The following is a 15,074-nucleotide window of genomic DNA, read 5'->3' as shown; positions in this document are numbered from 1 at the left end:
CCACGCGAACGGATATTAAGGAGAAGTATGAATCGCACACTGGCCGATCTTGATCGCGTTGTGGCACTGGGAGGCGGACACGGTTTAGGCCGCGTCATGTCTGCCCTTTCCCCGCTGGGCTCGCGTCTCACCGGTATCGTCACCACCACCGACAACGGCGGATCAACCGGCCGTATTCGTCGCTCAGAAGGCGGCATCGCCTGGGGCGATATGCGTAACTGCCTTAACCAGCTGATTGCAGAACCCAGCGTCGCCTCGGCGATGTTTGAGTACCGTTTTGCCGGTAACGGCGAACTGGCCGGACACAACCTGGGTAATCTGATGCTGCGGGCGCTGGATCATCTCAGCGTTCGACCGCTTGAAGCGATCAACATCATCCGTAACCTGCTTAAAGTCGACGCCTTTTTAATCCCGATGTCGGAGCAGCCGGTGGATCTGGTGGCGATGGATGTTGAAGGCAACATGGTTTATGGCGAAACCGCAATTGACGAGATGAAGCAGCCGCCGCAGGAGCTGATGCTGCACCCTAACGTTCAGCCAACGCGGGAAGCGCTGCAGGCGGTTGGTGAAGCGGATCTGATCCTGATTGGACCCGGCAGCTTTTACACCAGCCTGATGCCGATTCTGCTGATGGAAGAGATGGCGCAGGCCTTGCGTCGCACGCCTGCCACTATGGTGTTTATCGGCAATCTGGGCCGCGAACTGAGTCCTGCCGCCGCCAGTCTCTCAGTGGCTGACAAGCTGCAGATGATGGAGCGTTATATCGGCAAGCGGGTGATTGATGCGCTGGTCGTCAGCCCGGCAGTGGACACCCGTGGCATTGAAAACCGACTGATTGTCCGTGAACCGCTGGAGGCCGCCGATATCCAATATCGTCACGACCGCCAGCTGTTACGGGTGGCGCTGGAACACGCCATTCAGGGCTTTAACGGCGCTACGAGGCCGCAATAAACAGCGTTCGCAGTTCATGCAGCTGATCGCGCACGTTGGCCGCCTGTTCGAACTCCAGGTTCTGCGCATGCTGCTGCATCTGCCCTTCCAGTTCGTGGATTTTCTTCTGCAGAGCCTGCGGCGTTAACAGCTGGAAATCGGCCAGCGCCTGAGCTTCGCCAGGACGGGCTGGTTTCGCTTTGCCGCGGGTTTTCACCACGTTTTTGCCCAGTTCCAGAATATCGGTAATCTTCTTATTCAGGCCCTGCGGCACGATGCCGTTCTCTTCGTTGTGCAGCTGCTGTTTCTCACGGCGGCGCTCGGTCTCTTCAATGGCGCGCGCCATCGACGGCGTGATTTTATCGCCGTAGAGAATCGCCTTACCGTTGATGTTACGCGCCGCACGGCCAATGGTCTGAATCAGCGAGCGTTCGGAGCGCAGGAAGCCCTCTTTATCCGCATCGAGAATCGCCACCAACGACACTTCCGGCATATCCAGCCCCTCACGCAGTAAGTTGATGCCCACCAGCACATCAAACTCGCCCAGACGTAAGTCGCGGATAATCTCCATACGCTCTACCGTGTCGATATCGGAGTGCAGATAACGCACCTTCTCACCATGCTCAGACAGATATTCGGTGAGATCTTCCGCCATGCGTTTGGTCAGCACCGTCACCAGTACACGTTCGTTGATCGCCACGCGCTGACGGATTTCTGACAGCAGATCGTCGACCTGGGTACCGACCGGACGCACTTCGATGATCGGATCCAGCAGACCGGTAGGACGCACCACCTGATCGATCACTTCGTCGCCCGACTTTTCCAGCTCATATTTGCCCGGCGTCGCCGAAACATAGATGGTTTGCGGGGCCAGTGCCTCAAACTCTTCAAACTTCATCGGACGGTTATCCAGCGCCGACGGCAGGCGGAAGCCATACTCTACCAGCGTCTCTTTACGCGCCCGGTCGCCTTTATACATGCCGCCAATCTGCGGAATGGTCACGTGCGACTCATCCACCACCAGCAGGCCATCGGCGGGCAGATAGTCAAACAGCGTCGGTGGCGCTTCGCCTGGTCCGCGTGCGGAGAGGTAGCGTGAGTAGTTCTCGATGCCGGAGCAGTAGCCCAGCTCACTCATCATCTCCAGGTCAAACTGGGTACGCTGGGTAATGCGCTGCTCTTCCAGCAGCTTATTGTTCTCCAGCAGCACCCGGCGGCGGTCCGCCAGCTCGACTTTGATATCTTCCATCGCCTGCAGAATACGCTCACGCGGCGTGACGTAGTGCGTCTTGGGGTAGATGGTAAAGCGCGGCACGACCGAATCAATCTGGCCGGTCAGCGGGTCAAACAGCGACAGACGCTCAACCTCTTTGTCAAACAGCTCGACGCGCAGCGCAATATCGTCCGACTCCGCCGGGAAGATATCGATCACTTCGCCGCGCACCCGGAAGGTGCCGCGCTGGAACGCCTGGTCGTTGCGGGTGTACTGCAGCTCTGACAGACGGCGCAGAATACTCCGCTGATCGATAATCATGCCGCGGGTCAGGTGCAGCATCATTTTCAGATAGAGATCGGGATCGCCCAGACCGTAGATAGCCGAAACCGATGCCACCACAATGACATCGCGCCGTTCCAGCAGCGCCTTGGTGGCCGACAGACGCATCTGTTCGATATGTTCGTTCACCGACGCATCTTTTTCGATAAAGGTGTCGGAGCTCGGCACATAGGCTTCTGGCTGGTAATAGTCGTAGTAAGAGACGAAAAACTCGACGGCGTTATCCGGGAAAAACTCTTTCATCTCGCCATAGAGCTGGGCGGCCAGCGTCTTGTTGGGTGCCAGCACCATGGTCGGACGGTTGAGGTCGGCAATCACGTTGGCGACGGTAAACGTTTTACCGGAGCCGGTTACGCCTAATAAGGTCTGATGGGCCAGTCCATCCTCCAGCCCCTCTTCCAGGCGACGTATCGCCTCAGGCTGGTCGCCCGAAGGTTTAAAGGCGGAGTTCAATTTAAAGGCTTTGCTCATGAATGCAGTTCCTGCTGGAGAAGTCGGCGGGCAGGCACTTATTTTACTCTGCTATGGTGATTTTGCCAGAAAATAATACTGGATATAAAAACAGTATTGGTGCAATGTTAACGCCAGCAGGATGGCACCTGATGTCCCTGCAGGCTGGCAGCGTTATCGCTCAGCATGTTGCGCAATGTTATCCCCAGGAAGGGATCTGATTTAACATTTGTCAATAGAGTGTCACAAAATTACAGTACGGTTACCTGACAGATAATTCTCAGGCTTGTTTTTTGATAAGCAACTGATTTTACTGATATAAGGCTATGAGGCCAGATTCTCGTCATTATGTTACCAGGCCGCGTATTTCCTCGCTTCCAACTGGTTTTCATTACCTAATGCACAAGGTTATCCACAGGAATGGTGGATAAGTGATGGCAGCCCCGACGCCATCAGCTGTGTATAATTTTTCCCTGCCTTCTCACTACCGTGAAAATAATTTTTTTTGCGTTAAATTTCGCGTCGCCTGCTGACGGATTATTCTGCAATTTTAATCTGTCACCGGGTGTCGTACGCAAATTTGTACGCCTCATACTAAGATTCTTAATCGGACTTCCTGCCACGTTACAGTACGTCTGCACCAGAAACAGCGCTCCAGGGCACTGCAAAAGTGCAGGCGCGTGGTCACCGTGGGAAATTGATAAGTTTTTCTCACCTTTCATCCCTGATACGTGGCGCTGCAGCAGGAAACAGGGCCGTTTTTAGATCTGGCCTGGGAATTGCAGGAGTTCAGTGGCGTCACCGCGCGAAACGCGCACTGTGCTGCAATGGCGAGGCTGCCATTGCTGATGACTTGTTTGCCAGACGACAGAGCGCGGAAGCAATCAGGCTAACGATCGGGAAGGAGAGTGTCAGATGCTGAGTTTACGTTCGGTAAATCAATTTTACGGTCAAAACCATATTCTGTGGGATGTGGACCTGGATCTGTCGCCTGGCACCTGCACCGGCATTCTGGGCCGACCTGGCATGGGTAAAACCACGCTGGTAAACTGCATCATGGGCAGATTGCCAATTAACAGCGGCTCTATCTCCTGGAAAGAGGATGGCTCGCCGCCGGAAGATCTGCTGCTGCAACCGGCTGAACAGCGGGCGCAGATGGGGATTGGCTATGTGCCGCAGGGCCGCCATATTTTTACCCAGATGAGCGTGGAAGATAATCTGCTGATTGCCCTGCTGGCGGGTGCCAGCCAGCGCGACCGCCATCGCGCCATTCCCGAAATGGTGTTCGACCTCTTCCCGGCGCTCTACTCTCTGCGCCAGCAGCGCAGCGGCGATCTGCCGATCGATCAGCAGCAACAGCTGGCCCTGGCGCGCGCGCTGGTGCTGCAGCCCAAACTGCTGATTCTGGATGAGCCGACCGACGGGATGTCGCCGTGGCTGGAAGAGGAGATGGGCAATCTGATCCGTCGGCTTAACCTCGACTACGGGCTGACCATCCTGCTGCTGGAGCAGCGCCTGTCGCTGATCCGTCGCGTGGCGGACTATTTCCTGCTGCTGCACCGCGGCCGCAATGTGGCGCAGGGCAGCATGGAACAGCTTGATGACCACACCGTCGATAAATGGCTGACGGTGGCCTGACATTCAGCGCCTGCCCCACCGGGCGTAAGTGTTGCAGGCAGGCTGAAGACGGAGCGCGCGGAACCACCGGAGCGTGTACACAGCGCGCAAGGATGGAGAGCACTGCCCGGATTCAGCACGACAAATAAAATAGCCAGGCTACGCGGTTACTCCGGCAACGTCAGGTAGTGACCACAGGACGCCTGCTGCGCCGCATCAGTGAGAAACGGGATGGTGCCCAGACAAGGCGCAGGCAGTCGATTTTTCAGGCTGGTGAGATACTCCTGATAGCGTTTACCCGGGGGTTCGACGGTGTTGGCGATCCAGCCCACCAGCGGCAGGCCGCTTGCCCGCACCGCGTCAGCGGTGAGCATGGCGTGATTGATGCAGCCAAGCTTAATCCCTACCACCAGAATCACGGGCAGCTTTTCGCTGACCACCCAGTCCGCATAAGTGTGCGTCTCCGACAATGGGGTATACCAGCCGCCCGCGCCCTCTACCAGAATCCAGTCTGCCAGCGGTTGCAGCGCCGCCAGACCCGCCGACAGCGCCAGATGGGTGATCGGCCTGCCCTCTTCGGCGCTGACGATGTGCGGCGAAGTCGGCTCGAGAAACGCCAGCGGATTGACCTGCTGATAGGTTAACGGCACGCTGCTGTAACGCTGCAGCGCCAGCGCATCGCTGTTACGGATGCCCTCTGGCGTCATCTCACAGCCAGAGGCAACCGGCTTATAGCCCGCACAGCGATAGCCCGCTGCGGCTGCCGCCTGTAGCAGCCCGCCGCTGGCAACGGTTTTACCGACCTCGGTGTCGGTGCCAGTGATAAACAGGCGTTTCATGATGCACTTACTCCATAGATTAAATGGTAACTCAGACGATAGCCGTGCCGATCGCGCGGCCAGCGCGCCTCTAACTGGTTGAGCCGTTGTCGGGTTAATACCTGCCCGTCACGCCCCTGATGCAGATGGGTCGCGCCAATCCCCTTCAGAGAGCGCATGGCGCTGAGCGCATCGGGAAAATGCAGGGTCACCACCTCTGAGGTACAGCGCAGCTGCTCTGCGTGGCAGGCCGCCGCAATCTGTGGCTCGCTGAGAAAGCGGTTGGCGTGAGGCAGCGCATCCAGATGGGACCAGGCTTCATGAACCTCCTGCAGAGATCCGTCGCCCAGAGTGGAAAACAGCAGCGTGCCATCGGGCCGCAGCACCCGCCGGAACTGGCTCAGCGCGCCGGGCAGATCCTCGCTCCACTGCACCGCCAGGTTGCTCCACACCAGATCAATCGTGTTATCCGCCAGCGGCAGCGCGTCGATATCACCGGCCAGATAGTGCTGCGCCGCGTCATTGTCCCGCGCCTGTTGCAGCATCTGCGGAGAGAGATCCAGAGCCGTTACCTGTTTGCCACGTTCGCGCCACAGCCTGCTATACCAGCCGGTGCCGCAACCGGCATCCAGCAGTTGCAGACCACTCTGTGCGGGCGCCAGTGCCAGCAGGGCATCGCCGCTGAGGCGTTGCAGCGCCGCATGGGAATCGTAATGGCTGGCCGCCCGGCCAAAGGCGCGTGCCACCGCCTGCTTGTCAATCCGCAGCGTCATGCAGCGCCTCCAGTAACCGGTCAATATCCTCAGGATGATGAGCCGCGGTCAGGGTGATGCGCAGCCGGGCCGTCCCGGGCGGCACGGTCGGTGGCCGGATGGCGCTGACCCAGCAGCCCGCCTCAGCCAGCCGCAGGGAGAGCGCCATCGCATCGCCATTTTCGCCCACCAGCAGCGGCTGAATCGCGCTGCCGGAGTCCATCAGTTGCCACGGCAGCGAGGCCGCACCGCGCCGGAAATGCCCGATGTTCTGTTGCAGTTGCTGCCGCAGGGCATCGCCCTGCTGAACTTCACGCAGCGCCGCCTGCAGCGCGCTCGCCTGCGCCGCGGGCATCGCGGTGGAGTAGATCAGATGTCGGCTGAACTGCAGGAAATAGTCGGCGGTGGCCGCGTCGCACAGCAGCGCGGCACCGCTGACGCCAAAGGCTTTACCAAAGGTGACCACCAGCAGTTCCGGTTTAACGTCCTGCTGCCAGCAGCTGCCGCGCCCCTGCTCACCCACCACGCCAATGCCGTGCGCATCATCCACCAGCAGCCAGCCCTCTGCCTGGCGCGTCTGTTGCGCCAGGGCGGCCAGCGGCGCACTGTCGCCATCCATGCTGAAAATACCTTCCGTCACCACCAGCGTTTCGCCCTCGCAGGGAGAGGCGAGCCGGGCTGCCAGACTCTCCGGTGCGTTGTGATGGAAACGTCGTAGCTGTGCCGGACTATGGCTGGCGGCGTCGAGCAGCGAGGCGTGGCTGAGTTTATCGGCCAGGATGCGATCGTTTTTCTCGCCCAGCAGATGGATGACCGCCTGATTGGCCGCAAAGCCAGAGATAAACAGCAGCGCACGGTCGTAGCCGAGCCAGTCGGCCAGCTGCGCCTCAACATCGGCGTGCTGACGGTGATAACCCGTGACATGCCCTGAAGCACCGGCACCTGCGCCCGCCTGCGCCGCGCCCTGTTGCCAGCCCGCAATCACCGCCGGATGCTGGGTTAAGCCGAGATAATCATTGCTGGAAAAGTGGAGATAGCTGCGGCCGCCGCTGTGCAGCGTGCGGGTCGATTGCTGATCGATCACCCGTCGCTGCCGCCAGCCATCGGCCGCCCGGCGCTGCGTCAGCGCCTGACGGATACGTTGCTGCCAGCCCATTACAGCGCCGCGTTGTAGAACTGTTCAGTGTCGGCATGGAATAGCTGCTCGCTGAGTTGCTGCTCCTGCTGCTGATCGCCGTGATGAGTGTGAGTATGCTCCGGGTTAAGACCCAGTTTGCGGAACAGCACGCGGTCTTTATCCTCTTCCGGATTCGGCGTGGTCAGCAGTTTGCAGCCGTAGAAAATCGAGTTCGCCCCGGCCATAAAGCACATCGCCTGGGTCTGCTCGCTCATCTGCTCACGGCCCGCTGAGAGGCGCACATGCGAGGTCGGCATCATGATGCGCGCCACCGCGATGGTGCGGATAAAATCGAACGGTTCCACATCATCGTTATCCGCCAACGGCGTGCCTTTTACCTTCACCAGCATATTGATCGGTACACTCTCCGGCGGCGTTGGCAGGTTGGCTAACTGCACCAGCAGACCGGCGCGGTCGTTAACGGTTTCGCCCAGGCCGACAATGCCACCCGAACAGACTTTGATGCCGGCGTCGCGCACTTTGCCCAGCGTATCCAGACGTTCCTGATAGCTGCGGGTGGTGATGATGGAGCCGTAGAATTCCGGTGAGGTGTCGAGGTTATGGTTGTAGAAATCGAGACCCGCGCCCGCCAGTCGCTGCGCCTGGTGGTCGCTGAGCGTGCCCAGCGTCATGCAGGTTTCCATTCCCATCGCCTTCACGCCTTCTACCATCTTCTCCAGATAGGGCATATCGCGCTCGTGCGGGTTTTTCCACGCGGCACCCATGCAGAAACGGGTTGAACCGGCGGCTTTGGCCTGACGCGCTGAGGTCAGCACCTCTTCCACTTCCATCAGCCGCTCCGACTCCAGGCCGGTCTTGTAGCGCGCACTCTGCGGGCAGTATTTACAATCTTCCGGACAGGCGCCGGTTTTGATCGACAGCAGAGTACTGACCTGCACCTGGCGCGGATCGAAGTGCTGCCGATGCACCTGCTGCGCTTTAAACATCAGTTCAAGAAAGGGTTGATCAAACAGCGCTTGCGCCTGTGCAATTGTCCAGCGTTGAGCCATTACTTACTCCAAAAAGGGTGTCATCCCGACGAAAAGCAGGGTTATACTTGTAAACTATATTTTTTTATTTTGGTTTACAACTCCGATGACTATCCCCGTTTTCTCCTCAGACGATGCCCGCTTTGACCGCCAGCATATCTGGCATCCCTACACCTCGATGCAGGATCCGCTGCCCTGCTACCCGGTGGTCGCCGCACAGGGTTTTCAGCTGAAACTGGCCGATGGCCGTGAGCTGGTGGATGGGATGTCCTCGTGGTGGGCGGCGATCCACGGTTACAACCATCCGCGCCTGAACCGGGCGCTGACAGAGCAGGTCACACAGATGTCGCACGTGATGTTTGGCGGCATTACCCATCCTGCGGCGGTGGCGCTCTGCCGTCAGCTGGTGGCGATGACGCCTGAGGCGCTGGAGTGCGTCTTCCTGGCCGATTCAGGCTCGGTGGCGGTGGAAGTGTCGATGAAGATGGCGCTGCAGTACTGGCTGGGGCGTGGCGAGACGCGTCAGCAGTTCCTGACGCTGAAACGCGGCTATCACGGCGATACCTTTGCAGCGATGTCGGTGTGCGACCCCGAGAACTCGATGCACAGCCTGTGGCGCGGCTATCTGCCCGAGCATCACTTTGCGGCGGCCCCGGCCTGCGGCTTTGATGATGAATGGCACCAGCCTGATTTCGATGATTTCGCCAGGCTGATAGAACAGCATCACCGGCAACTGGCAGCCGTCATTCTGGAGCCGATTGTGCAGGGTGCGGGCGGCATGCGTTTCTACCATCCGCGCTATCTGCAGCAGGTACGGGAAGCCTGTGATCGCTATGGCGTGCTATTGATTGCGGATGAGATCGCCACCGGGTTTGGCCGTACCGGCAAACTTTTTGCCTGCGAGCATGCGGGCATTACCCCGGATATTCTCTGCGTCGGCAAAGCACTGACCGGTGGCATGATGACGCTGGCGGCGACCCTGACCAGCCGCGAGGTCGCGGACACCATCAGCCGCAGCGCGGCGGGCTGCTTTATACATGGCCCGACCTTTATGGGCAATCCGCTGGCCTGCGCGGTAGCGGCGGAGAGCCTGACCATGCTGGCGGAAGGTCACTGGCAGCGCCAGGTGACGGCGATCGAACAGCAGTTACGGGCTGAGCTGCTGCCGCTGCGCAGTTCACCGCAGGTGGCCGATGTGCGCGTGCTGGGCGCGATTGGCGTAGTGGAAACCCATCAGGCGGTTAATATGGCGGCGCTGCAGCAGTTCTTTGTTGAACAGGGCGTCTGGATCCGGCCTTTTGGCCGGCTGATCTACCTGATGCCACCCTACATCATCACGCCGCAGGCGCTGAGCAGGCTGGTGCAGGCGATTGGCGGCGCGCTGGAGCATTCTCAACATTTTGCCGCCTGAAGCGGGCTGACCGCTGGCACTGACGGCACTTTTGGTTATGATGACAGGCTATTCATCGACAATTAAGGAGATGTGATGCGCGTTTTTAGTCAGGGTTTTAATGACGGCGAGAAAATGCCTGAAAAGCATGTTTTCAACGGCATGGGTTATCAGGGCGAGAACATCTCTCCCCATCTTGCCTGGGAAGCGGCACCAGAGGGTACCAAAAGTTTTGTGGTGACCTGCTACGATCCTGATGCCCCGACCGGTTCCGGCTGGTGGCACTGGGTGGTAGCGAATATTCCGGCCAGCACGACGTCACTGCCGCAGGGTGCCGGTTCCGGCAAAGCGTCACTGCCAGCAGGCGCAATCCAGACCCGTACCGATTTCGGTCAGGCGGGCTACGGTGGCGCGGCGCCGCCACAGGGCGAAACCCATCGCTACATTTTCACCGTGCATGCGCTGGATGTGGAGACGATTGAAGTAGATGAAGGCGCCAGTGGCGCAATGGTCGGCTTTAATGTGCATTTCCACGCACTGGCGAGCGCCTCGCTGACCGTGAATTATCAGTAATTCATCACGCCAGACTACTGGCAAACCCAAGGCTGGGTGACCTGGCAGCAACGTATTAGCTCAAAACGCAGGGAACGGCGTCAGAAGAGGAAAGCGTCCCACGCCATGGATGGCGGGGGCAGAGCGTGCCATGGATGGCGGTTTTTGCGTCTTTCCGATCTGACGCCGTTCCCTGTGTCTGCTCGATCTCACAGCTGGGCTGCGGCAGACTTCGTCAACTATCTCATACCTCTCCCTGAAAGGAGAGGCGTTTTTCGTAGCGGGTTACGCCTGTAACTGATGAATCACAACCCACATCGGGCCCTGCCCCACCGCATAACGTCCCAGCGGCTTTAGCAGCCCTTTCGGTTCGGTAATCGCATAAACTTCGATGTGATGAGATTTCTGTCCCGCCGCTACCAGATAGCGTCCGCTGTGATCGATATTAAATCCGCGCGGCTGCGTTTCCGTCGGCTGGAACCCTTCCAGGGTCAGCTCATCGCCCAGGTCGCTGACGCTGAAGACTGCCAGCGTGCTGCTGGTGCGATCGCAGGCATAGAGGAAACGGCCATCCGGCGTCAGATGAATATCGGCAGCCCAGCGCGTACCGCTGAAGTCAGGCGGCATCATATCCAGCGTCTGCACGCTTTCTGCTTCGCCTTCGCCCGTATTTAATGCCCAGACCTCAACCGTGCTGTCGAGCTCATTCACGCAGTAAGCATACTGGCCGCCCGGATGGAACTGCATATGACGCGGGCCAGCGCCTTCTACCGTCGTGACCTGCGTCTGTTTACGCGGCGGCGTCAGCTGACCATCTTCGCCCAGCTTAAATAAACAGATACGGTCCTGCTTCAGAGCCGGCACGTAGAGCGTCTTGTTGTCATTATCGATGTTGGCCGAGTGACAACCATCCAGTCCGCTGATCACCTGCAGCGGGGCCTGCGGGATGCCGTCATCGCCAATCGGGCTGACGCTGACGCAGGCATCATTGTAGGAGCCGCAGAACAGGAATCTGCCCTGGCGATCGGTGGAAATGTGAGTCGGACTGCCGGGCAACGGCGCCTGACCCGCTTCGGTCAGCGTGCCATCGGCGGCAATGCGAAACGCCAGCACGCGGAAATTGGGACGCACACCGACATAGAGAAAATCGCGGTTCGGACTCACCACCATCGGCTGAACCTGGCCGGCGACATCGGTCACCTGAAGCAACGTCAGCCCGCCCTCATCATTCATCTGCCAGACGTGGATCTGCTGGCTCTCGGGACTGGCGGTGTAGACAACTTGTTTCATGCATTCTCCTTTTTTGCTGCCTGATCATGATCTGTGAATCACTGTAGCCTGTTTTATTGCCCTGCGCTGGGATCATTTGTGCCCTGTTTTTTGTCTCCGGGCCGTGGTGAGGTGTAGACTTCAGCCCCTGCAAACCAGGAAAAACGAGAGGATTAATGAGCTACCGTGTAATTGCCCTCGACCTCGACGGCACGCTGCTGACCCCAGCCAAAACGATTCTGCCGCAGTCAATCGAAGCGCTAAATCAGGCACGCCAGGCGGGCGTTCATGTCGCTATCGTGACCGGACGCCATCACTGCGCTATCCACCCTTTTTATCAGGCGTTACAGCTGGATACACCCGCAATCTGCTGTAATGGCACCTATTTGTATGATTACCAGGCGAAAAAGGTGCTGGCGTCCGATCCCCTCGACCCGCAGCTGGCGTTACAGGTGATTGAGATGCTGAATCAGCAGCAGATTCACGGTTTGCTCTACGTGGATGATGCGATGCTCTATCAGACCCCGACCGGCCACGTGATGCGCACCCTGAAGTGGGCCGAATCGCTGCCCGCCCACCAGCGTCCACTGTTCCGCCAGGTGCCCGACTTAGCCCAGGCGGCACGCGACGCCGGTTCGATCTGGAAGTTTGCCCTGTCGCACAACAACATTCCGGAACTGCAGCAGTTCGCCACCAGAGTGGAAGCGGAACTGGGGCTGGCCTGCGAATGGTCGTGGCACGATCAGGTCGATATCGCCAAAGGCGGCAACAGCAAAGGCAAACGACTGGCGCAGTGGGTTGAATCACTGGGGCTGAGTATGTCCGATGTGATCGCGTTCGGTGATAACTATAACGATCTCAGCATGCTGGAAACGGCCGGACTGGGCGTGGCGATGGGTAATGCCGATGAGGCGATCAAAGCGCGGGCGAAAATGGTGATCGGCACCAACCTTGAAACCGGTATTGCCGATACCCTCTATCAGTACGTGTTGTAATCAGGGCGTCACCGAGACGCTTTTGATCTGGGCATAAAGCCACTGATCCGGCCGGATGCCCAGCTCATCCCGCGCCCACGGCGTGATGCGCGCCCAGAGTTCGCTGATGCCGATGCGCAGCTTCACCTCAACCTGGTCCCCGACCTCCAGCAATTCCACCACCTGTGCCGGTAAAATGTTGCGGATCGAACTGTGTTGCGGCGGTTGCAACGCCAGCGAGACATCGGCCGAGGCAATGCGAATACGCAGCGGGGTTTTAACCGGCTGATTCACCCGGCTGACCCAGATGTGCTGATCGCCCAGCGACAGCGCGGTCATCGGATAGTCGGGATGCTGTTCCAGCACCTGCACCCGCAGCACGCTGGTCAGTTCACTCACCGGCAGCCAGGGCCGCATCGCGCTGCTGCTCCAGACCCGCTCCAGCGGACCAAAGGCTTTGACCTTGCCCGCATCCAGCACCAGCACGTTATCAGCCAGCTGCAGGATCTCCTCCAGGCTGTGCGAAACGTAGAGCATCGGAATCTCAACCTGCTTCGCCAGCTTTTGCAGATAGGGCATCAGTTCACGTTTGCGTGGCAGATCCAGTGACGCCAGCGGCTCATCCAGCAGCAGCATATCCGGTGCGGTCAGCAGCGCACGGCCAATCGCGACCCGCTGCTTTTCCCCGCCCGACAGCGACAGCGGAAAGCGCGGCAGCAGCGCCTCCAGACCCAGCAGAGAGACCAGACTGTCGAACTGCGCTTTCATCTTAGGTGCCATACCATATTGCAGGTTGCCACGGACCCGATAGTGCGGGAACAGCCGCGCATCCTGGAACACATAACCGATACGCCGTTTTTCCGGCGGCAGCGCAATCTTCTGCTCCGCATCAAACAGCAGACGATCGTGCAGCTGGATCCGTCCTCTCTGCGGCTGAGTCAGCCCGCTGATCGCGTTGATCAGGGAGGTTTTTCCGGCGCCTGACACGCCGAAAATAGCGGTGATCCCTTTGGCCGGGATCTGCAGGTCGACCTCCAGCACGTGATCGCCCTGCTGCTGCATAATGTTGAGTGATAGCATCAGTTTTCCATCCGCTTACGGCCTGCACGTGCCAGCCATTCCGACGCCAGCAGTGACGCCAGGGCCAGCACGATCGCGATGACGCAGAGCCGTGCCGCCGCCCCTTCCGCACCCGGTGTCTCTATCAGTGTAAACATCGCCAGCGGCAGCGTGCGCGTCTCGCCGGGAATATTGGAAACAAAGGTGATGGTGGCGCCGAACTCGCCCAGCGATCGGGCAAACGCCAGCACCGTGCCAACGATCACGCCCGGCAACGTCAGCGGGAGCGTAATGGTGAAAAAGACCCGCCAGCGTCCGGCGCCCAGCGTGCGCGCCGCCTGCTCCAGCCGGCTATCCACCGCCTCCAGCGCCAGCCGGATGGCGCGCACCATCAATGGAAAAGCGATCACGGCAGAGGCCAGTGCGGCACCACGCCAGCTGAAAGCAAAGCTGAAGCCGAACCAGTCATAAAGCTTTTCGCCTATGATGCCGCGCCGCCCAAGGCTAATCAGCAGCAGATAACCCACCACCACCGGCGGCAGCACCAGCGGCAGGTGGATCAGGCTGTCGAGCAGCGCTTTACCAGGAAAACGGCAGCGCACCAGAATCCAGGCCATCAGGATGCCAAACGGCAGACTGCCTATCACGGCTATGCCAGAGACTTTAAGGCTAAGCAGTACCGCCTGCCATTCGGGATCGCTGAGTATCATTTCGTCGGTGTGAATCCGTAATGTTTAAAGATAGCCGCGGCCTGAGGCCCTTTCAGATAATCATAAAACGCTTTAACGGCAGCGTTGTCGTGATCGTTCACGATCGCCATCGGATATTCTACGGGTTTATGGCTGGTTGCCGGAAAATGCCCGACGACCTGCACTTTGTCGCTGGCGACCGCGTCAGACCCGTAGACAATGCCATAGGGCGTTTCATCACGCTCGACCAGCGCCAGCGCTGCCCGCACATTATTGGCTGGCGCTAACGAAGGCGCAACGCCTTCCCAGGCACCCAGCTTTTGCAGCGCCTCTTTGGCGTAGATGCCCGCAGGAACGTGGTCCGGATCGCCGACTGCCAGACGCTCACCGTGCAGCAAGGTTTTCCAGTCAGTCTGCGGGTCCAGCGTCACCGCTTTCGCGTCAGCACTGCGTGGCGCAATCAATACCAGATCGTTGCCCAGCAGGGTATAGCGGCTACTGGTAATCACACTTTTTTTCGCCACCGCATCATCCATCCACTGCTGATCGGCAGAGATAAAGAGATCGGCAGGAGCACCCTGCTCAATCTGGCGCGCCAGCGTTGAAGAGGAGGCAAACGAAGAGACCACCGTCACCCCCTTTTCCTGCTTGTAACGGCTGGCAATATCCTGCATCGCGTTGGTCAGAGAAGCCGCGGCAAATACAGTGATGTTGTCGGCGGCCACAGCCTGCCCGGCCAGCGAAACGGTGATCAGGGCCGCGACGCCCCAGCGATAGTGTTTAAATGACATGATTTTCTCCGGCTATTCGTTGTGTAGCGGATAATATAGCGCAATGTCAGTGAGGTTCAGTA

Annotated in this window: 14 protein-coding genes; 5 read left to right on the top strand and 9 right to left on the bottom strand. The window is 59.1% G+C overall.

Going from position 1 to position 15,074, the window contains the following annotated elements:
• Positions 1-27 precede the first annotated feature (27 nt).
• Entirely contained in the window at positions 28-951 is a 924-nt protein-coding gene (locus AC6I8B_RS05810; protein ID WP_010260233.1) for a gluconeogenesis factor YvcK family protein, read from the top strand.
• Here AC6I8B_RS05810 and uvrB read toward each other — a convergent pair.
• Positions 935-2,956, bottom strand: coding sequence for an excinuclease ABC subunit UvrB (gene uvrB, locus AC6I8B_RS05805; RefSeq protein ID WP_497817608.1), 2,022 nt, complete (start codon positions 2,954-2,956; stop codon positions 935-937). The genes AC6I8B_RS05810 and uvrB overlap by 17 nt on opposite strands.
• Positions 2,957-3,850: 894 nt before the next feature.
• Here uvrB and AC6I8B_RS05800 point away from each other — a divergent pair.
• A complete protein-coding gene (locus AC6I8B_RS05800) occupies positions 3,851-4,573 on the top strand; it encodes an ABC transporter ATP-binding protein (protein WP_010260222.1) in 723 nt (240 codons plus the stop codon).
• A gap of 146 nt (positions 4,574-4,719) precedes the next feature.
• Here AC6I8B_RS05800 and bioD read toward each other — a convergent pair whose 3' ends face one another.
• The 4 genes from bioD to bioB are packed head-to-tail and all read right to left on the bottom strand — an operon-like array spanning position 4,720 to position 8,309.
• Positions 4,720-5,391, bottom strand: coding sequence for a dethiobiotin synthase (gene bioD / locus AC6I8B_RS05795; RefSeq protein ID WP_010260220.1), 672 nt, complete (start codon positions 5,389-5,391; stop codon positions 4,720-4,722).
• On the bottom strand, positions 5,388-6,143 hold the full coding sequence (gene bioC / locus AC6I8B_RS05790) for a malonyl-ACP O-methyltransferase BioC (protein ID WP_497817607.1): 756 nt from the start codon (positions 6,141-6,143) through the stop codon (positions 5,388-5,390). Before bioC ends, bioD begins: the two co-directional genes overlap by 4 nt.
• The gene (gene bioF / locus AC6I8B_RS05785) at positions 6,127-7,278 is read right to left on the bottom strand and encodes an 8-amino-7-oxononanoate synthase (protein WP_497817606.1); all 1,152 of its coding nucleotides are present in this window, start codon (positions 7,276-7,278) and stop codon (positions 6,127-6,129) included. The genes bioC and bioF overlap by 17 nt, the downstream gene beginning before the upstream one ends.
• Positions 7,278-8,309 (bottom strand): biotin synthase BioB, encoded by a 1,032-nt coding sequence (gene bioB / locus AC6I8B_RS05780; RefSeq protein WP_497817605.1) that lies wholly within the window; start codon positions 8,307-8,309, stop codon positions 7,278-7,280. The genes bioF and bioB overlap by 1 nt, the downstream gene beginning before the upstream one ends.
• Positions 8,310-8,394: 85 nt before the next feature.
• On the opposite strand from bioB, the gene bioA reads away from it, so the two are divergent.
• Positions 8,395-9,699 carry an adenosylmethionine--8-amino-7-oxononanoate transaminase gene (gene bioA, locus AC6I8B_RS05775; protein WP_497817604.1) on the top strand — a complete coding sequence of 435 codons (1,305 nt, stop codon included), beginning with the start codon at positions 8,395-8,397 and terminating at the stop codon, positions 9,697-9,699.
• Positions 9,700-9,774: 75 nt separating this feature from the next.
• Positions 9,775-10,251, top strand: coding sequence for a kinase inhibitor (locus tag AC6I8B_RS05770; RefSeq protein WP_497816187.1), 477 nt, complete (start codon positions 9,775-9,777; stop codon positions 10,249-10,251).
• Between the two features lie 264 nt (positions 10,252-10,515).
• Here the strand turns inward: AC6I8B_RS05770 and pgl are convergent, their stop codons facing one another.
• Entirely contained in the window at positions 10,516-11,520 is a 1,005-nt protein-coding gene (gene pgl, locus AC6I8B_RS05765) for a 6-phosphogluconolactonase (RefSeq protein ID WP_497816186.1), read from the bottom strand.
• A 155-nt stretch (positions 11,521-11,675) separates the two neighbouring features.
• Here pgl and AC6I8B_RS05760 point away from each other — a divergent pair, with 155 nt between their 5' ends.
• Positions 11,676-12,494, top strand: coding sequence for a pyridoxal phosphatase (locus AC6I8B_RS05760; RefSeq protein ID WP_010669666.1), 819 nt, complete (start codon positions 11,676-11,678; stop codon positions 12,492-12,494).
• Here AC6I8B_RS05760 and modC read toward each other — a convergent pair whose 3' ends face one another.
• From modC to modA, 3 genes are read right to left on the bottom strand one after another with little or no spacing between them, the layout of a single operon-like run.
• Complete coding sequence (gene modC / locus AC6I8B_RS05755) at positions 12,495-13,553, bottom strand: molybdenum ABC transporter ATP-binding protein ModC (RefSeq protein WP_167422882.1); 1,059 nt, start codon at positions 13,551-13,553, stop codon at positions 12,495-12,497.
• On the bottom strand, positions 13,553-14,242 hold the full coding sequence (gene modB / locus AC6I8B_RS05750; protein ID WP_497816185.1) for a molybdate ABC transporter permease subunit: 690 nt from the start codon (positions 14,240-14,242) through the stop codon (positions 13,553-13,555). Before modB ends, modC begins: the two co-directional genes overlap by 1 nt.
• On the bottom strand, positions 14,239-15,012 hold the full coding sequence (gene modA, locus AC6I8B_RS05745) for a molybdate ABC transporter substrate-binding protein (protein ID WP_497817603.1): 774 nt from the start codon (positions 15,010-15,012) through the stop codon (positions 14,239-14,241). The genes modB and modA overlap by 4 nt, the downstream gene beginning before the upstream one ends.
• Between the last annotated feature and the right edge of the window lie 62 nt (positions 15,013-15,074).

This window comes from Pantoea sp. X-Soil-ISGK-285, from assembly GCF_059730815.1.
Note: the sequence above shows the minus strand (reverse complement) of the source record. Positions and strands in the feature narration are given on the sequence as shown.